The sequence below is a fragment of the Candidatus Propionivibrio aalborgensis genome, from assembly GCF_900089945.1.
In the GTDB taxonomy this organism is placed as follows: Bacteria; Pseudomonadota; Gammaproteobacteria; order Burkholderiales; family Rhodocyclaceae; genus Propionivibrio; species Propionivibrio aalborgensis.
On sequence record NZ_FLQY01000343.1, the window covers coordinates 1 to 17,294 of the forward strand.

A 17,294-nucleotide genomic window follows, 5' to 3' on the forward strand; every position below is an offset into this window, starting at 1 on the left:
TCCACGACCCCCGTGTCAAATATGCCGCCTGAAACTTCATACTTCAGCTGGCCGGATCAATAAAGACGGGACGACCAAGAGCGCCGTCGCTTGCGCCGGTGGCATTGCCAAGCCAAGTGCACCCATGGCTACGGTAGGCAGGCCCATGCCAACAACGCCCTTGACCCAGCCAGCGACCAGAAAAACGGCTGAGACCAGCAGGAGCGTGTCGATTGGGGGCATGTGACGCCTAGCGAAGCGGTTGGAAAAATTGTTTCATATGCGCATCGTGTCCTCGTGCCAGTTGATTGTCAGCCAGCGCAGCGTTGTTGATAATAGCGCGACCAGTAAGTACTTCCCTCGAACAGTTCGTTACCAGCGAACGAACCCGGAGCCCCTATGCCGCCTTCTGCCAACTCAGCATCCCTTACCAGGAAGCTGGCGCAAATCTGGCCATACGCGCTGCCAATCATCGCGTTGTCATTTGCCGTTGCCATGCACGGCTTTGCTGCTGCGAATCCGCATTCCGCGTTACGCGAAGAGCTGGCAATTATTATCTGCGCCGTAGTGCTGCTGGTGCCGAGCGTGCTCGCCGCACTGCATCACGCCGACAGTGCTGCGCGACGCCTCGGCGAACCGTACGGCACACTACTGCTGACGCTCTCCGTCACCACGATCGAAGTATCGATTATCGTCTCGATGATGTTGAACGGAACCGGCAATCCCACACTGGCGCGCGAAGCAGTGTTTTCGGCAGTCATGTTGGTGTGTAGTGGCGGCGTCGGCTTCTGCCTGATGCTCGGCGCGTTGCGCCACGGTGAGCAGGAACACAATATGCAGGGCACCAGCGCGTACCTTGCCGTGCTACTGGTGTTATCGGTGTTGACCCTGATTCTGCCCAATTTCACGCTGAGCACCGAAAGCGGCACCTACTCCACGGGCCAACTCGTCTTTATCAGCACCCTGTCCGTGTTGCTATATATCGCCTTTCTCTACATTCAGACGGTACGTCATCGTGGCCATTTTCTCGATGCCGGTGTTCAACCACAGATACATCATATTGCCGAGCAACCGAGTACCGCGCCGCTGTGGGCAAGTGTTCTGTTCCTGCTCGCCGGGCTGGCCGCGGTGGTGCTGCTCGCCGAGCAGGTGGCCGATGGCACCGAGCGCGGACTCAGTGCCATCGGCGTGCTGCGTCCCGATGCAATCGTTGGCGCGCTGATCGCCACGCTGGTGCTGATGCCGGAGTTCCTGACGTCGCTGAAGGCGGCGCGCATCAACCACTTGCAACACAGCATCAATGCGATGCTCGGCTCGGCGCTGGCCAGCATGGCGCTGACCATACCGGCGGTCGTCGCGGTCTGCCTGTTCACGCGCCGCGAACTGATCCTCGGATTGGACAACCGTGATTCAACACTGCTGGTGCTGGCACTGACGCTGTGTATCGTCAGCTTCGGCACCGGCCGCACCAACGTGCTGACCGGGATCGTGCATCTGGTCATATTTTTCGCGTATCTGATGTTGCTTGTCATTCCGTAACGCCAGTTTTTTCAATTCTTCGTATAGCCGCTTTCGCACACACCGTGGCGACTCCCACTTTGATTGGCGATGTGATTTATGCGGTCGCAAGAGTCAGGCGTACGCACTGAAATGCAAACCGATTGTGGACCTGAGAAGACGAGAATGAATATGAGGTTGAAGCAGATGGTTCAGGGTGCAATCGGCCCCAACGCCTCGACCGCTGCCTGTAGCTCCTTGGCTGCGGCGATGAGTGCCTCGATCAACTGCTCGTCTTCGGAATAATTGCCATCGTATAGCGCAACGTTTCTCTTCTGGTGACAGTTGTCGAGAAACCGCCACTTGGCTGTTGGCAACGATAGCGTATGGGCCAAAACTTGGAAAACGATGTAACGGTTTTCTGATCTGAAACCATGCCAACGAAGTGCTGCCAACGCGAGCGAGTGCGCTGCATCATAGGCCAGGACGAACCGGCTGTCGGGCGACAGGGTGGTGTTTTCAGCGTCTGGAAGCTTCCTCTTGGCTGATCGAACCAGCCCGTCAAACTCTCCCTTGTCTGGCGGCTCAGCCTTGAGCTTCCCTATCTTCTGCAAGTTCAACAAGTTTTCCCGAGGAGATTGCATCTTCGTCACCAATTAGGATTATTTTCGGTTGGTCAAGCACGCGGACTACAAAATGGTTGTCGTTTTGGAATTTCTTCGCGAACTCTTCAGGGGAGTACAGCGTGGGGTTTACTTTTCGGCCAAGTATTTCCTCGGCCTTTGTCAGGGCCTCGAAAAGATGGCTATAACTCAACCCATCGGCAATCACCATCACGTCGATGTCGCTGGTTGCTGTATCCGTGCCTTTGGCGACAGAACCGTAAACAAATGCGGCAGCAATATTGTGGGCGCACTCCGACAAGGCGTGCCGGAGAACGTCGGATAGGCCAAACGTTTTGAGAACGATTCCTCTTAGCTCTTGATAAATTGGTGCGTTTTTGTTTGCCTGATAATGCTTCTGGCGGCCTATGACTGTGACACTGATCAAGCCGGACGATGTCATTCGCTGCAATTCACGTTGCAAGGCCCCCCGACCAGTCATGCCGAGCGTTGCGAGTTCATTGGCGTAAAAGGAGCGGTCAGGCTGGCCAAATAGCAGTCTGAGCACCTTCTGCTGCACTCCTGAGAACAGGACGTCCGAGATTGAGATCGCTTTCAGTTTCCCCATAATGAGGATTATCGTTCCTGATTTGGGGAATAGCAACTTTGGCGACAACAGACTCGACGTTCCCCAGAACGGGTCCGATCATCCCTGTTCTGGGGAACACCGTCGAGAAACCTTGCCGGTGCGGTTCTCATATGAGAACCCATCTGCGCTGCTTATTGCCCAAGTTCGGATGACAACCGCGCCGGGCGGCATGGCCTACCGGGAAACCCGGGTCGCCAGAAACTCACCGTTCCCGACAGGCACCGTGCATGTGGTGAAGTCGGGGTCTGCGGAAACCAGGGCCGCAAAGGGCGCCATCTCGGCGGCATGGGATGTGGCGTTGTCTACGACAAGAAGTCCGCCCTTGCGAAGGATTCGCTTGATGTCGGGCCACCATGCCGGATACTCCGAGCGCTCGGAATCAAGAAAAACAAGATCAAAGCTTGATTCGGCGCTGTTCTTCAGCAGCGCACCCGCTTCCGCATGAACCTGCGCAATGACAGCGGAGAGGCCGGATCGCTCAAAAGCCTTTGCCGCAAGCGAAATCTTGTAGTCGGACAACTCGACCGTGGTAACGAACCCATTGATCTCCTTCACCGCCAAGGCCAGCCAGAGGGTCGAATAACCATTCGAGGTTCCGATTTCAAGCACCCGTTGAGCATTCATCGCCCGGACAAGCACTGAAAGAAATTCTCCAGTGTCTCGGGTGATGTTCAGCATGCGCCGAGGTCGATCAGCAATGGCGCTATCGTTAGTCACGCCGAACTGTTGCAGTTCGTGTAGCAGCGCCTCCAGCGACTCGGTCACGTTATCAGCCTGAAACCCAACGCAAGCACGGGGACGCGAAGCCGGCTTGCCGGCGGAGCGTCCACTTGATTGATGGATCGGCCTTCAGCAGTGATCAGCGACCGCATCGTGAAAGTCGTTCTCGTGAATGATGAGAAGACGGACGCCAGATTTCCGCAACTGAACAGCCTTTTCTACCTTTCGCCCGTAGCACGCATAAGCCCAACATGGGTTCCCATCCGCGCCGATGATGAGATATCTGACCTTCGCGGACATTGTCGAAACGACTTCGCCGCCAAGGCGGTTTACGATCTCTGTAAGATTTGTGCGTGTGTAGCGCGTTGACGCGCCAGTGAAACAGAATAGTGAACCCTCAAACTCGACCTCGGGGCAGACAGCACAAAGCCCAACCAGCGTTGTGCCTTCGGCAAATGACGGGCTCACGATGGTGCGCTCATCAAGCACGGCGGTGAACTCTGAGAAGAAGTTTTTCAGCATCTGGTGTTCTTGCTCGTCAATCTTCTTGTCGACAAGCACCGTCGTAATGAGACTGTCTATCTCGTCGTATGGCCAACAGGTCTTGAGGTGCTCATGATCTTGAAGCCACGAAGACAAACCGCGAAGTTCTTCTTCTGATATGTGCCCGTCTGCCACTATGCCGCCAACGACCGCGTGAAGACGCTGGAGATCGGCTGTAGTTTTATCGAAGTACTCCGTTGAGCGCAGGCGCTCGCAGAGCCAAATGATGTCTTCGCGTTCATCTTGGGTCAGAACACCATCAGCCACGGCTGCGTGAACCACCGGAACCAATTCGTTGAAAGGGTGACGATGTTGGACTTCGTCATGATCACTCAGCCAAAGATGAAGAAATCCAAGCTCGGATGCATTGATGGCACCGTCGATTGAAATCCCTTCTATGAGGCCCAAAAGAGAATTCACCGACTTGTCAAGACGGGCTCGCTTGGTGAACTTTGTGTATTGTCGATGGTCGGGGTGCATTGGCTCTGTGTCTCAGGCTTTAGAAATCTAACGATGCTATAGAAAAACCAGTTCCATTTGCACATTCTGCTGCGAACCAAATGGAATAACAAGACTCCAAGCACAAGCTCTTTTGAGGAGATGCCGTGGGCCGCTACAATGCCCTTTCCCTCCGCCCGGCTTTTCGAGAGTCTGCCCATGCCCCGCCTGCCACAACGCATCGTCTGTCTGACCACCGAAACCGTCGAGGTGCTCTATGCCATCGGCGAGGAAGATCGCATTGCGGGCATCAGTGGCTATACCGTTCATCCACCGCGTGCGCGCAAGGAAAAGCCCAAGGTCTTCGCGTTCACCAGCGGCGACATCAACAAGATTCTCGCCGTACAGCCCGATCTGGTGCTCAGCTTTTCCAACCTGCAGGCTGACATCGCGTGCGAACTGATCAAGGCCGGCGTGCTGGTTCATGCCTTCAACCAGCGCAGTGTCGACGACATTCTGGCGATGATCGAGACCGTCGGCCGGCTGGTCGGTGCCGAGGCGAAGGCGCTGGAGCTTGTCACCGGTCTGGAGGAACTCATCAAGGGCACTCAAGCGGTGGCAGCCGCACTGCCGCGCCGGCCGAAGGTCTATTTCGAGGAATGGGATGACCCACCGATCTCCGGCATTCGCTGGGTCTCGGAGATGATCGGGATTGCCGGTGGCGACGACATTTTCAGCGAAGCCGCGACCCGGCAATCCGCCAGGGAAAGGATCATCGCCGATCCACTGGAGATCGCCCGTCGCGCGCCGGACATCATCATCGGCTCGTGGTGCGGCAAGAAATTCCGCCCGGAGAAGGTCGCCGCCCGGCAGGGGTGGGCCGATGTGCCGGCGATTGCCGGCGGCCAACTGCACGAGATCAAGTCGGCGGTGATACTGAATCCCGGCCCGGTAGCGATACGCGAAGGCTTGCCGGCGCTGGCTCGTTTGATTCAGTCCTGGGCGGCATCGGCCTGATTCCATAAGCGGCACCTTTTCCGCCAATGCCGGTCGAAGACTTGCAATGAGCGCGGCTTGTGCGGTACAAGCTTAGCCACCCATCAAGAAGGAGAAATCATGTTCAAGCAGGCCATAGCAAGCGCCCTACTCTGTTTTGCCGCACTCGGCGCCTACGCCGAAGTGGTGAACGTCGACAATGCCGAGCTGGCACGCCTTGCCGCCAGTGGCGTACCCGTGATCGACGTCCGCACTGAAGGCGAATGGAAGCAAACCGGCGTTATTGGCGGCAGCAAGCTGGTGACGTATTTTGACGAACAGGGCAAGGTTGACCAGCCGGCATGGCTTGAGCAAGTCAAGAAGTACGCGAAAGCGGATCAACCCGTCATATTGATTTGCCGAAGTGGCCGGCGTTCAGACGCAGCGTCGCAGTTTCTTTCGCAACAGTCCGGTTACAAAACCGTCTACAACGCGAACGGCGGGATGAATGCCTGGAGCAAGGAAGGGCGCTCGGTCGTGTCGCCGGCCAGTGCGCTCGCCGGATGTGTGGCGGGAGCAAAGTGCTGACGGTCGCACTGCCGACAGTCAATACGCCGTCGGCGTAGGCTTGGGACTCTCCGGCCAGCGATTCTTGTAGAGCACCTGCGTCAGGTCGAGGCGCTTGCATGAGCTCGATTTTTGCATGACCGGAAGCGCCGGGGAACGTTGGAAATTTGCCATTCCAGGCAAGGATCGGCTTGGCAAAGCCGTGTATCTCAATGGCCGAATCAGCGTTGAATAAATCAATTTGCCATGCCAAGCCAATTCGTATAATCTCCCGCCTGTTTTGGGATTTCGCTGCCGTTTCCACGGCGCGAATGAAAAGGGAAGCCGGTGACTCTGGACTAGTTCAGACATTCCGGCGCAGCCCCCGCTGCTGTAAGCCAGACAACTCCGCCACACGCCACTGTGCCTTCGGGTATGGGAAGGTCGGCGGACGAGATTGAAGGCGAGCCAGAAGACCTGCCCAAATCAAAGATAGCGTTATTCCCCGGGGTACAGGGATGGCTTCTGTTGATTTTCCGCCTTGCAGTGTTCTTCCCGCGGTTTATCTTCCGATCCGCAATTCCTGCCCCCTCGAATGACGCTTTTTCTTCGCTTTGGCGCTGTAAAGCAGTGGGAGGGAATCATGCACATTATGGAAGGCTTCTTGCCCGTCGAACATGCCTTGGGCTGGTCGATCGCCTCCGCGCCCTTCGTTGCCTACGGCATTTACGCCGTGAAGAAACGTATTCGTGACAACCCGGAGCAGCGCATGTTGCTGGGTGTGGCAGCGGCCTTCACCTTTGTGCTTTCGGCCCTGAAGTTGCCGTCGGTGACGGGCAGTTGTTCGCACCCGACGGGTACCGGGCTTGGCGCCATTCTTTTCGGCCCGGCGGCAATGGCGCCGATCGGCATGGTCGTGCTGCTCTTTCAGGCACTGCTTCTTGCCCATGGCGGATTGACCACGCTAGGCGCCAACATCTTCTCCATGGCGATCGTCGGGCCGTACGTCGCGGCGGCGTTGTTTTACCTGGCGCGCCGTCTGAAGCTTTCCTTCGCGGTCAGCGTGTTCATTGCCGCCAGCATGGCGAATCTGCTGACTTACGTGACCACCTCCGCACAACTGGCCTGGGCATTCCCCGACCCGGAAGGCGGTTTTGTCGCTTCTTTTGCCAAGTTTGCCGGAATTTTCGCGATCACCCAGATCCCGCTGGCGATCAGCGAAGGTCTGTTGACGGTGGTCATCTTCAACGCGCTGAAACGTTTCAACGCAAGGGAATTGCAGGACATGAATGTCGTCAGCCCCTCGGAGGTGCGCGTGTGAAGCGCCATCAGAACCTCATGCTACTGAGCGTCGTTCTGCTGCTCGTGTTAATCCCGCTGTGGTTGGTGGAGAAACCGGCAGCAGGCGCGGATGGCAAACAGGTTGAGATCTTTGCCGGCGCGGACAACAAGGCGCAAGAGCTGATCGTCCAGATCGATCCGGGCTATACGCCGTGGTTCGAGCCGCTGATGCAACCGGCCAGTTCTGAAATCGCCTCGTTGCTGTTTGCCTTGCAGGCGGCACTGGGGGCTGGCTTTATCGGTTACTACCTGGGTGTTTCGGTGACTCGCGAAAAGATGTCCCGCAAAACGCCAGAGCAATCGGCAGCGCCTGACGAGATAAACAACCTTGTTGATTGAACGATCGGCTTACGCCAACCGCTGGCGGCAGGTTGCGCCGGCAGCCAAGGGGCTGTTTGCTCTGGGCGGCTTCATTGCGGCCTTTACGGCGAGGGCTCCGATGGCCGCCATTGCGGTCGCCATGCTCATCACCACAACCACGCTGGTCGGTGCCGGCATCCCGTTCGGACGTTATCTGCGGGTAGCCACACCCGCCCTTTTCTTTCTTGGCATCAGTTGTCTGTCGCTGGCGTTTTCGTTGAACCTGAACAACGACGCGCAAGCGCTATCGTTCCATCTGACGCCAACCGGTATGCAACAAGTCGCCGAAGTTAGTGCTCGCTCGCTCGGCGCACTGTCGGCACTGCTCTTCCTGGTGCTTACGACCCCATTGATCGATCTGATCGCGATGCTGCGCCGTCTGAAAACCCCCGAAGCGCTGCTCGAAATCATGGTCCTCAGCTATCGCATGCTGTTCGTTTTTTCCGAAGCCGTGCATGACACATTGACCGCACAATCCGCCCGCCTGGGCTACGCTACGCCGCGACTGGCTCTGCGTTCTCTCGGCGATCTGGCGGCCAATTTGACGCTGCAAGTCTGGCAACGCGCCCACGCCTTGCACGTCGCTGCACAGTCGCGCAATAACGATGGCCCCTTGCGCTTTCTCGAACCGGTTTTCACCAACAGGCGTCGCGATCTCGCGTTCGCCGCAGTGGGCGGCATCGCCCTGGTTCTGCTGGCCTGGGCGCTGTCATGAAACCGACTTTGGAAAACACGCCGAACAGCAGTCTGCTTGGGTTGGAGCGGGTCAGTTTTCGTTACCCCGATGGTGGCATCGGCCTCGACGACTGTACGCTGACCATCAGGCGCGGTAGCCGAAATGCCTTGATCGGCGCCAACGGCTCGGGAAAAACGACATTGTTTCAGCATTGCAATGGCCTGTTGCGGCCCCAAGCGGGCGTTGTGCGTTATGACGGCGAACCCATTGACTACGGCCGCAGTGGCCTGCGCCAACTGCGCAGCAAGGTCGGCATGGTTTTTCAGAATCCGGATCGCCAGTTGTTTTCGGCGAGCGTCCAGGAGGACGTCTCTTTCGGACCATTCAATCTCGGCCTGGACGAGTCAATCGTACGCCAGCGTGTTGCTTCCGCGTTGCTCGCCGTGGGCATGGAGGCATTTGCCAACAAGGCCGTACACAACCTGAGTTACGGCGAAAAAAAGCGTGTTTGCATTGCCGGCGTGCTGGCCATGGAGCCGGAACTTCTGGTCCTCGATGAGCCGATGGCAGGACTTGATCAGCGAATGCAGGATGAATTCTTGATCGTGCTGGATGGATTGCACAACCGGGGCATTACGCTGCTGCTGGCAACACACGACATCGATTTCGCTTATCGCTGGGCCGACCATTTACACCTGATTGCAGCCGGTCGTTGCACGGCCACGCTGGAGGCGGCTGATCTGGCGGAGTGTGGCGATGCCTTGTCGGCTGTCGGGTTTCCGCTGCCAAAAGTGGTGGAGTTGCATCGCCGTCTGATGGCGCAAGGTGTGCTCTCCAGTGAGCACACACCGCGCACCCACACGGAACTGCTGGCCCTGCTATAACAGCCACCTATGAAAGGAAGCAAAATGTTACCAACCCACTGGAGCACCACCTGATGCCCGGAAAAATATGGTTTGTCGGAGCGGGTCCGGGTGATCCCGATCTGCTGACGATCAAGGGGCGCAAACTGCTGGAAGTATCCGGCGCCATCCTCTTTGCCGGTTCATTGGTCGATAAAGCGGCAACGCAGTTCGCCCCGCCGGGTTGTGAAATCCGCGATTCCAAGGACATGACACTGGACGAGATGACGGCCTGGCTGCTCGACCAGGCCAGCCGTCACGGGACAGTTGTTCGGCTACAGACCGGCGACCCCGGTCTTTTTGGCGCACTGATCGAGATGACCCGGCCGCTCACCGCCGCCGGCATCGACTGGGCCGTGGTTCCCGGCGTGTCGTCGGCCATGGCCGCTGTGGCTGCCGCCGGCGAAACCCTGACGCTACCGGAAGTAACGCAAACGGTGATCCTCACCCGCGTTGCCGGGCGCACGCCAATGCCCGCTGGTGAAGACCTTGAATTACTGGCGAGCCACCACTGCACGCTGTGCATTTACCTGTCCATCACCCTGCTCAGCGAGGTCCAGCGTGCGCTGCGTGCCGCCGGCTGGGCCGAGGATGCGCCGATTCTGGTGGTGCAGAAAGCCAGTTGGCCGGGCGAGGAAAAGATCATTCGCGGCACGCTGGCCGACATCAAGCAGAAATGCCAGGCTGAAAAAGTCGGCAGTCAGGCCATGATCGTCGCCAGCCCGACCTTGGGCTCGGCCGACTGGGACAACCTGGTGCGCTCAAAATTATACGACCCATCCTTTACACACCGCTTTCGCCGTGGTTTGGATAAGAATTCGGAGAACAACCATGGATAACACAACCCTATTGCTGGTCGGCCACGGATCGCGCAACCAGGACGGAAACAAGGAAATCCTGCATTTCGCCGCCCAATGGCGTGAGCGTCACCCCGTGTGGCGCATTGAAGTCTGCTTCATCGAGCATGCCGAGGTATTGATCAACGAAGGCTTGGATCGTGCCGCCAAAGGCGCGCAGCGCGTGCTGCTCATCCCCTTCATTCTCAATGCGGCCGGCCACGTCAAGATGGAGTTGCCGGCGGCGCTCGAAGCCGCACGTATCCGTCATCCGGAAGTGCAGTTCATTGTCACCCGCCACCTTGGCATGGGGCGCGAAATCCTGGTTGTTCTGCAGGGCCAGCTCGACCGCCTGATGAAAGCGCTGGATGTACCCGATCCGCAAACCACCGGGGTCATCCTGCTTGGCCGAGGGTCATCGGATGCTGGCGCCAATGGTGAACTGGCACGCATGGCGCGCTGGATATTCGAGAACAACGACCACGAACTGGTCGACCTGGCCTTTACCGGCGTCACCTGGCCACGTCTGGAAATCGTCGTTCAACGCCAGATGAAGCTGGGCATGACGCAAATCTGCATCATTCCGGTGTACTTATTTACCGGCGTTCTGATCGAACGTATCAATGCGCAGGTCGAGCGCCTGAAACAGCAGTACCCGCAGATTGCCTTTGCTCTGGGTACGCATTTCGGTTTCGACAAAGGCATCTTCGACCTGCTCGACACCAAGGTGGACGGCCGCGAACTGCAGCCTGGCGGCTTGCTTGAATGTGACGGCTGCAAGTACCGCGAGGCCGCCGAAGCCGAGCATCTGCACGACCACAGTCACACCGCGACGGGTGCTTGCGGCGCAATTCATCTCGATCGCGATCAATCGCATGATCATCCCGAATCCCATCACTGCCAACACGCTCACGGGTGAACAGCCATGACGACAAATACGATAACCGAACAACTGACCGCCGCCGGCCGTGCCATCGAGCACGATTCCTTCGCCGTCATTGACGCTGAAGTCGGCCCGCACAATTACACCCTCGAACAATGGCCTCTGGTACGCCGCATGATCCACGCCAACGCTGACTTCGAGTTCAACGGTCTCACTGCTTTTCACCCGGACGTGATGCAGGCTGGACTGGCCGCTGTACTCAAAGGCGGCACGCCGGTCGTTGCCGATGTCGAAATGATCTGTGTCGGCCTCTCGGCACCTCGCCTCAAGCACTTCGGCATGAGCACGCATCACTACATCTCCGACCCGGACGTGATCGAACAGGCCAAGGCCGAGGAAACCACCCGCGCTGTACAGGCCATGCGCAAGGCGCACCGGCTGGGCAAACTCAATGGCGCGATCGTCGGGATTGGCAATGCGCCGACGGCCCTGATCGAAGTCGTTCGCCTGATTCGCGAAGAGGGTGCCAAGCCGGCGCTGATTGTCGGCATGCCGGTTGGCTTTGTCTCCGCGGCCGAATCGAAGGATTTGCTGATGACCGTCAATGCGATTCCGTGGGTTGCCATTCGTGGCCGCAAAGGGGGGTCGACGCTGGTGGTCGCCGCCATTCACGCCCTGCTCGGACTGGCTGAAGCAGCGCAAAAACGGGCGGCATGAGCGAAACCGCCAATCCGGCCGAGCCACCTTTCGGCAGTCACGCCGGCAAGGTGCGCAAGGGTGACGGTCGCCGTCAGCGCGGTAACCGCACGGGGTTTACCACCGGCGCTTGCTCGGCTGCGGCGGCACGTGCGGCGACGCTCGGCCTGGTCAACGGCGAGGTGCCGGACAGTGTGCTGTGCCGCCTGCCCAATGGCCAGGAAGTGAACTTCGCCGTGATCGACGGCCGTGTCGAGGGCGAGGGCGTTGAACGTACTGCGCACGCCGCCATCGTCAAGGATGCCGGCGACGATCCGGACGCCACCAATGGCGCGCACCTGACCGCCGATGTTCGTCTGCTGCCCAATCGTGCGGGTGAAATCGTCCTCAAGGGCGGGCCGGGCGTTGGCACCGTCACCAAGGAGGGGTTAGGGCTTGAGGTGGGCGGCCCGGCGATCAACCCCGTACCGCAGCGCAATATCCGCGACAACGTTACTGCCGTAGCCGCCGAGTTGCTTGACCATGACGGGCTGGAAGTCGTCATTTCCGTTCCCGGTGGCGACGAGATGGCGAAGAAGACGCTGAATGCGCGCCTTGGCATTCTCGGCGGCATTTCCATCCTCGGTACCACCGGCATCGTGCGTCCGTATTCGACTGCCGCCTTCCGTGCCAGCGTCGTGCAGGCGATTGATGTCGCCGCCTACCAAGGGCAGACCAGCGTCGTGTTCACCACCGGCGGGCGCAGCGAGAAATTCGCCATGCGCCAACTGCCGGAACTCGACGAATCCTGTTTCGTGCAGATGGGCGACTTCGTCAAGGCCGCGTTTGCGAGCGCCAACAAGCAGCGGATGGCGCACATTCACGTTGGCGCGATGGCCGGCAAGCTGACCAAGATGGGTCAGGGCTTGTCCGTCACCCACGCCTGGAGGGCCGAGATCGACCGCGATCTGCTCGCCGACTGTGCGCGCGAGGTCGGCGCACAACCCGATCTGGTCGAAGAAATTCGCGCCGCGGAAACGGCGCGTTTTGCCGCCGAACGCCTTTCTGTGCTTGGCCTGACCGTCGATTTTCACCGAGCGCTGGCCAAGAAGGCCATTCGCAGCCTCAAGTCCTGTTACCCGGGCCCCTATCACCTGACCGTCCACGTCTGCGATTTCGAAGGGCGGTTCATTGTTCGCGTGGAGGAAAATGAAGCCCTCTGAACCTTGCACTTTGGTTGGCATTCTCGACGATGGCTGGAGCGGACTTTCCGACACCGCGCGCCAGCGCCTGATCGCGGCCGATCTGGTGATCGGCGCCGAGCGGACGCTCGAGCTGGTTCGACAGCATCTGCCAGCAAGCACCGTGCTGCAAGACATGGATGGCGCCCTCGGCCAGGTGCCGGGCTGGATCGTCGCTGCACGTGAAGCCGGCCAGCGCGTCGTGGCGCTCGCCACCGGCGATCCGCTGTGCCACGGCATTGCTTCCTGGCTAACCGGCAAGCTGGGGCCTGAAGCGTGCGAAATCCTGCCGGCTGTCTCCACACTGCAACTCGCTTTTGCCCGTTTCAAGCGGCCCTGGCAGGATGTGAAAATCACGTCCTGTCACAGCACCGATGCCGGCGACTGGTTCATCGGCGCGACGCCTGAACATGGCCTGTACAAACTGATGCGCGCCATCGCTCTGCATCCGCGTGTTGCCACCTTTACCGGCCCGGAAAATAGCCCGGCGCACCTGGCGCGGGCACTGCTCACAGCCGGCTATGGAGAGGAAATAACGCTCTCGGTCGCCTGTCGCCTGCTCCTGCCGGAAGAGCAACTGTTCCCCGAGCTTTCCCTTGCCGACGCCGCGAAAATGGATTTCCCCGAGCCGAACGTTGTTCTTGTCGAACGCCTGCCCGAGGCCCGACAGCCGGTGTTCGGTCTTGAAGATCTGGAGTACTTCCAGCGCACCCCGGAGAAGGGGCTGATCACCAAGCAGGAAGCGCGGGCGCTGTCGCTGGCCAAGCTCAGGTTGGCGCCGGACGCTATCGTCTGGGATATCGGCGCCGGTTCCGGCTCGGTTGGGCTGGAAGCGGCGCGCCTCGCCCCGCTGGGCCACGTCTGGGCCATCGAAAAGAACGTTGCCGATGCGGCCAACGCGCGTGCCAACGCGGCCCGCTTCAAGGTCAGCAACTACACGCTGAGCGAAGGCAAGGCACCGATGCACCTCGATACCTGGCCGGACCCCGATGCCGTCTTCATCGGCGGCTCCGGCGGCGAACTGGCTGCATTGATCTGCCTGATTCTTGGCCGTCTAAAACCCGGCGGTCGGTTGGTGATGAACTTCGTCACTCTGGAAAATCTGGCCACCGCTACCCACGAACTGGCTGCCGCCGGTGCCACCTGGGACGTTGTCCAGCTCCAGGCCAGCCGCAGCCAGCCGATTCTCGACATGCACCGGATGGCCGCGCAAAACCCGGTGTGGATTTTAAGCGCACATAAGGAAATGAAATGAAAAACATACCTTTTTCAACGCAGAGCGCGCAGAGACGCAGAGAAAAACATTCTTTTGCCTTTGCTCTTCTCCGCGATCTCTGCGCCTCTGCGTACTTTGCGGCGAAAGAGGTTAAAGCCCCATGACCAAATCCTATGGAAAACTGATTGGCGCCTCGCTCGGCCCCGGCGACCCCTTGCTGATTACCCGGCGCAGCTGGGCCGTGCTGCAATCGGGCGCGCGCTGGCTGTACCCGGTCAAGAAGGCCGAAGAAAAATCCTACGCTCTGTCCATTGTCGAACGCGGTGGGTTGCCCGTCCCGGCCGATGCCGAGGAGCTCGTCTTCCCGATGACGCGCGATGCGGAAATCCTGCTCAAATCCTGGGCCAATGCAGCAGCGCGTACCGTCGAATTGCTGGCTGAAGGGCGCGATCTGGTCTTCCTGGTCGAAGGTGATGCCTCGACCTTCGCCACCTTCGGCCATCTCGCCCGCGTTGTCCGCGAGCTGGTTCCAGAAATCGACGTTGAGACCATTCCCGGCGTTTCGTCCTTTGCCGCTGCGGCGGCCAGCGCCGAAACGAGCCTGGCCGAGGAGGACGAAACCCTGGCCATCATCCCGGCCGCTTACGGTGTTGGCGTCATCGACCACCTGCTCGACGACTTCGACACGCTGGTTCTGCTCAAGGTCAAACCGTTGATTGATGAAGTCATTGAACTGCTCGAACGCCGCAACCTGCTGGCGACCAGTTGCTTCATTGAAAAAGTCGGATCGCCCGACGAACGCATCGTACGCGATGTGGCCAGCCTGAAAGGCGAGAAGGTCAATTACCTGTCGCTAATGCTGGTGCAGAACCCCAAACGCGAGCGTGGCGAACTGCGGCGCGGCTGCCGCCAAAGGGCGTTGGAGAAGACAAATGGTTAAACGCTTTCAACGCAGAGAGCGCAGAGGCGCAGAGTGCACAAAGATAAAAAACAGAGATCGAAAGATTTTCTCCGCGATCTTTGCGTCTCTGCGCTCTCTGCGTTGAAAGAGGCTCGCAGCAATGTCTAAGCAAATCAATACGCCTAATAGAAAGATTGCCGTTGTCGCCATCACCCGCCACGGCATCGCGCTGGGTGGGCGAATTGTCGCGGCCTTGTCCGGTGCACATCTTTTTGCTCCAGCAAAGTTTCGTGCTGAAGCGGAAGCGGCGGCATCCGGTAATTGTTCGTGTTATACCGGCAAGACCGGCGACCAGATTCCAGCACTATTCGCCTCTAGCGACGCCATCATCGCCATCGTTTCGGTTGGCGCCGTGGTCCGACTGATCGCTCCGCATTTGGGCAGCAAGGAAACCGACCCGGCTGTCCTGGTGATCGACGAAGCCGCCCAATTCGTCATTCCCCTGCTCTCCGGGCATCTCGGCGGAGCCAATGCGCTTGCCGGGCAACTGTCCACTGTACTGGGCGCAACCCCGGTGCTGACCACGGCTTCCGATGTGCGCCAGACCCTGGCGGTCGACCTCCTGGGCCGCGAGTTTGGCTGGCGCATCGAGGCCAGCCACGAGAATCTCGTTCGAGTCAGCGCCGCTGTGGTGAATGATGAACCCGTGGCATTGGTTCAGGAAACCGGCAGTCCGGACTGGTGGGTGAATCACGCCAACGGCCGGCAAACGCCTTTGCCAACCAACCTCATCCGGTTTGATCGGCTTGAAGACGTCGACGCCGAACGCTTCGCCGCCGTATTGTGGATCAGCCAACGCGAAATGCCGGCCGATCTTGCGGCAACGCTCGCCGGCCGTTGCGTCACCTACCGCCCGGAGCCGGAATGAATCTCAGTTTGGGCCTGGGTTGCGATCGGGGAACGCCAGCGGCCACGATTGCGCAGGCCATCAGTGATGCGCTGATCGCCTGCGACGCGCAGTTAGCCGATGTTTCAAGAGTCGCCAGTATCGACCTGAAAGCCAATGAAGACGGGCTTCTTCAGGTGGCGCAGAAATACGGCTGGAGCATCCATTTTTACCCGGCGGCCGAACTGGCCACCGTCGATGTCCCCAATCCATCGGAAATAGTGCGCAAACACACCGGCTCGCCCTCGGTGTCGGAAGCCGCCGCCCTGCTCATCGGCGGCGTAGACATGAAGTATTTGTTGGTTGAAAAACACAAGTTGCGCGGCCCCGACGGGCGCAACGCCACCGTCTCCATTGCAAGGATTCACGAATGACCTCGAACGGAACAGGAAAGATCATGCTTGTCGGCCTTGGCCCGGGAAGCCAGGACTACCTTACAGCCAGAGCCCGCGCTGCCATCGCTGAAGCGGATACCGTGATCGGCTACGCGACGTATATCCGGCTGGTCAAGACTCTGCTCGACGGCAAGGAGGTCGTCAAGAAGGCGATGACGGAAGAACTCGACCGCGCCATCGAGGCGTTCGACCGCGCCAAGGTGGGCAAGAAGGTGGCGCTGGTGTCGTCGGGTGACGCCGGGGTATATGGCATGGCCGGGCCAACCTTCGAGGTGCTGTTCCAGGCCGGGTGGACCCCCGATTCGGGGATCGAAGTCGAGATTATTCCCGGCGCCTCGGCGCTCAATACCTGTGCTGCGCTGGTCGGCGCGCCGCTGACGCACGACTTTTGTGCCATTTCGCTGTCCGATCTGCTGACGCCGTGGCCAACCATCGCCCGCCGTCTTGACGCCGTGGCGTATGCCGATTTCGTCGTCGCGCTCTATAACCCGAAAAGCGGTCGTCGCACGCGGCAGATCGAGGAAGCGCAGCGCATCTTTCTGCATCACCGCGATCCGCAGACCCCGGTGGCCATCGTCAAATCGGCCTATCGCCCGAAACAGCACATCGAATTCACCACGCTTGAAAATATGGGTGAAGCCGACATCGGCATGTTAACGACGGTGCTGATCGGCAATTCGCACACCTTTGTCAAGCATGGCCTGATGGTGACGCCGCGCGGCTATGCCAATAAGTATGCGGTCGAAGGGGGTAGCAGTGCGGCGCGTGCAGGAGAAAAAGCCGGGCATTCGCTGTCGTCTGGCCTCAACGGCTGGCTGACGGCTATTCACGCCAGCGGCAAAAGCGCAGCGGAACTGGCCGATGAATATCGCCTGCCGGAAGGCTACATCGCCGCCGTGCTGAGCGAACCGCTTGAGCTCGATGAAGAGATCAGCAGCAGTGATGCAGAATAAATAGAGAATCAGCCGCAAGT

At 59.2% G+C, this 17,294-nt stretch carries 21 protein-coding genes and 1 riboswitch; of the genes, 16 read left to right on the forward strand and 5 right to left on the reverse strand.

The window, feature by feature from the left end:
* Nucleotides 1-36 precede the first annotated feature (36 nt).
* Nucleotides 37-222 (reverse strand): hypothetical protein, encoded by a 186-nt coding sequence (locus PROAA_RS13960; RefSeq protein WP_222102281.1) that lies wholly within the window; start codon nucleotides 220-222, stop codon nucleotides 37-39.
* Nucleotides 223-378: 156 nt separating this feature from the next.
* Here PROAA_RS13960 and PROAA_RS13965 point away from each other — a divergent pair, with 156 nt between their 5' ends.
* Nucleotides 379-1,518 (forward strand): calcium:cation antiporter, encoded by a 1,140-nt coding sequence (locus PROAA_RS13965; RefSeq protein WP_186411918.1) that lies wholly within the window; start codon nucleotides 379-381, stop codon nucleotides 1,516-1,518.
* A 170-nt stretch (nucleotides 1,519-1,688) separates the two neighbouring features.
* Here the strand turns inward: PROAA_RS13965 and PROAA_RS13970 are convergent, their stop codons facing one another.
* From PROAA_RS13970 to PROAA_RS13985, 4 genes are all read right to left on the reverse strand, one after another.
* The gene (locus PROAA_RS13970; RefSeq protein WP_222102282.1) at nucleotides 1,689-2,096 is read right to left on the reverse strand and encodes a hypothetical protein; all 408 of its coding nucleotides are present in this window, start codon (nucleotides 2,094-2,096) and stop codon (nucleotides 1,689-1,691) included.
* Nucleotides 2,062-2,706: a nucleotidyltransferase domain-containing protein gene (locus PROAA_RS13975; RefSeq protein WP_186411920.1), complete on the reverse strand. Its 645-nt coding sequence runs from the start codon at nucleotides 2,704-2,706 to the stop codon at nucleotides 2,062-2,064. Before PROAA_RS13975 ends, PROAA_RS13970 begins: the two co-directional genes overlap by 35 nt.
* Nucleotides 2,707-2,901: 195 nt before the next feature.
* Nucleotides 2,902-3,492: an O-methyltransferase gene (locus PROAA_RS13980; protein WP_222102283.1), complete on the reverse strand. Its 591-nt coding sequence runs from the start codon at nucleotides 3,490-3,492 to the stop codon at nucleotides 2,902-2,904.
* A gap of 84 nt (nucleotides 3,493-3,576) precedes the next feature.
* Entirely contained in the window at nucleotides 3,577-4,410 is an 834-nt protein-coding gene (locus PROAA_RS13985) for a BRCT domain-containing protein (RefSeq protein ID WP_222102284.1), read from the reverse strand.
* Nucleotides 4,411-4,647: 237 nt separating this feature from the next.
* Here PROAA_RS13985 and PROAA_RS13990 point away from each other — a divergent pair, with 237 nt between their 5' ends.
* From PROAA_RS13990 to cobJ, 15 genes are all read left to right on the forward strand, one after another.
* Entirely contained in the window at nucleotides 4,648-5,445 is a 798-nt protein-coding gene (locus tag PROAA_RS13990; protein ID WP_425394020.1) for an ABC transporter substrate-binding protein, read from the forward strand.
* A 99-nt stretch (nucleotides 5,446-5,544) separates the two neighbouring features.
* A complete protein-coding gene (locus tag PROAA_RS13995) occupies nucleotides 5,545-5,991 on the forward strand; it encodes a rhodanese-like domain-containing protein (RefSeq protein WP_186411922.1) in 447 nt (148 codons plus the stop codon).
* Between the two features lie 244 nt (nucleotides 5,992-6,235).
* A riboswitch (cobalamin riboswitch) is annotated at nucleotides 6,236-6,448 on the forward strand.
* Nucleotides 6,449-6,592: 144 nt separating this feature from the next.
* On the forward strand, nucleotides 6,593-7,270 hold the full coding sequence (locus tag PROAA_RS14000) for an energy-coupling factor ABC transporter permease (RefSeq protein WP_186411923.1): 678 nt from the start codon (nucleotides 6,593-6,595) through the stop codon (nucleotides 7,268-7,270).
* Complete coding sequence (locus PROAA_RS14005; protein ID WP_186411924.1) at nucleotides 7,267-7,629, forward strand: energy-coupling factor ABC transporter substrate-binding protein; 363 nt, start codon at nucleotides 7,267-7,269, stop codon at nucleotides 7,627-7,629. The genes PROAA_RS14000 and PROAA_RS14005 overlap by 4 nt, the downstream gene beginning before the upstream one ends.
* Nucleotides 7,619-8,365 (forward strand): cobalt ECF transporter T component CbiQ, encoded by a 747-nt coding sequence (gene cbiQ / locus PROAA_RS14010; RefSeq protein ID WP_186411925.1) that lies wholly within the window; start codon nucleotides 7,619-7,621, stop codon nucleotides 8,363-8,365. Before PROAA_RS14005 ends, cbiQ begins: the two co-directional genes overlap by 11 nt.
* Nucleotides 8,362-9,210: an energy-coupling factor ABC transporter ATP-binding protein gene (locus PROAA_RS14015; protein WP_186411926.1), complete on the forward strand. Its 849-nt coding sequence runs from the start codon at nucleotides 8,362-8,364 to the stop codon at nucleotides 9,208-9,210. Before cbiQ ends, PROAA_RS14015 begins: the two co-directional genes overlap by 4 nt.
* 53 nt (nucleotides 9,211-9,263) lie before the next feature.
* Nucleotides 9,264-10,067: a precorrin-4 C(11)-methyltransferase gene (gene cobM / locus PROAA_RS14020; protein WP_186411927.1), complete on the forward strand. Its 804-nt coding sequence runs from the start codon at nucleotides 9,264-9,266 to the stop codon at nucleotides 10,065-10,067.
* Complete coding sequence (locus PROAA_RS14025; protein WP_186411928.1) at nucleotides 10,060-10,983, forward strand: sirohydrochlorin chelatase; 924 nt, start codon at nucleotides 10,060-10,062, stop codon at nucleotides 10,981-10,983. Before cobM ends, PROAA_RS14025 begins: the two co-directional genes overlap by 8 nt.
* A gap of 6 nt (nucleotides 10,984-10,989) precedes the next feature.
* Nucleotides 10,990-11,664 carry a precorrin-8X methylmutase gene (locus PROAA_RS14030; RefSeq protein ID WP_186411929.1) on the forward strand — a complete coding sequence of 225 codons (675 nt, stop codon included), beginning with the start codon at nucleotides 10,990-10,992 and terminating at the stop codon, nucleotides 11,662-11,664.
* Nucleotides 11,661-12,845: a cobalt-precorrin-5B (C(1))-methyltransferase gene (locus tag PROAA_RS14035; RefSeq protein WP_186411930.1), complete on the forward strand. Its 1,185-nt coding sequence runs from the start codon at nucleotides 11,661-11,663 to the stop codon at nucleotides 12,843-12,845. The genes PROAA_RS14030 and PROAA_RS14035 overlap by 4 nt, the downstream gene beginning before the upstream one ends.
* A complete protein-coding gene (gene cbiE, locus PROAA_RS14040; protein ID WP_186411931.1) occupies nucleotides 12,832-14,118 on the forward strand; it encodes a precorrin-6y C5,15-methyltransferase (decarboxylating) subunit CbiE in 1,287 nt (428 codons plus the stop codon). Before PROAA_RS14035 ends, cbiE begins: the two co-directional genes overlap by 14 nt.
* A 121-nt stretch (nucleotides 14,119-14,239) precedes the next feature.
* Nucleotides 14,240-15,019, forward strand: a complete 780-nt coding sequence (gene cobI, locus PROAA_RS14045; RefSeq protein ID WP_186411932.1) for a precorrin-2 C(20)-methyltransferase — start codon at nucleotides 14,240-14,242, stop codon at nucleotides 15,017-15,019.
* A gap of 121 nt (nucleotides 15,020-15,140) precedes the next feature.
* Complete coding sequence (locus PROAA_RS14050; protein WP_186411933.1) at nucleotides 15,141-15,908, forward strand: cobalamin biosynthesis central domain-containing protein; 768 nt, start codon at nucleotides 15,141-15,143, stop codon at nucleotides 15,906-15,908.
* Nucleotides 15,905-16,300, forward strand: coding sequence for a cobalamin biosynthesis protein (locus PROAA_RS14055; RefSeq protein ID WP_186411934.1), 396 nt, complete (start codon nucleotides 15,905-15,907; stop codon nucleotides 16,298-16,300). Before PROAA_RS14050 ends, PROAA_RS14055 begins: the two co-directional genes overlap by 4 nt.
* Nucleotides 16,297-17,274 carry a precorrin-3B C(17)-methyltransferase gene (gene cobJ / locus PROAA_RS14060; RefSeq protein WP_245664289.1) on the forward strand — a complete coding sequence of 326 codons (978 nt, stop codon included), beginning with the start codon at nucleotides 16,297-16,299 and terminating at the stop codon, nucleotides 17,272-17,274. The genes PROAA_RS14055 and cobJ overlap by 4 nt, the downstream gene beginning before the upstream one ends.
* Nucleotides 17,275-17,294: the final 20 nt, after the last annotated feature.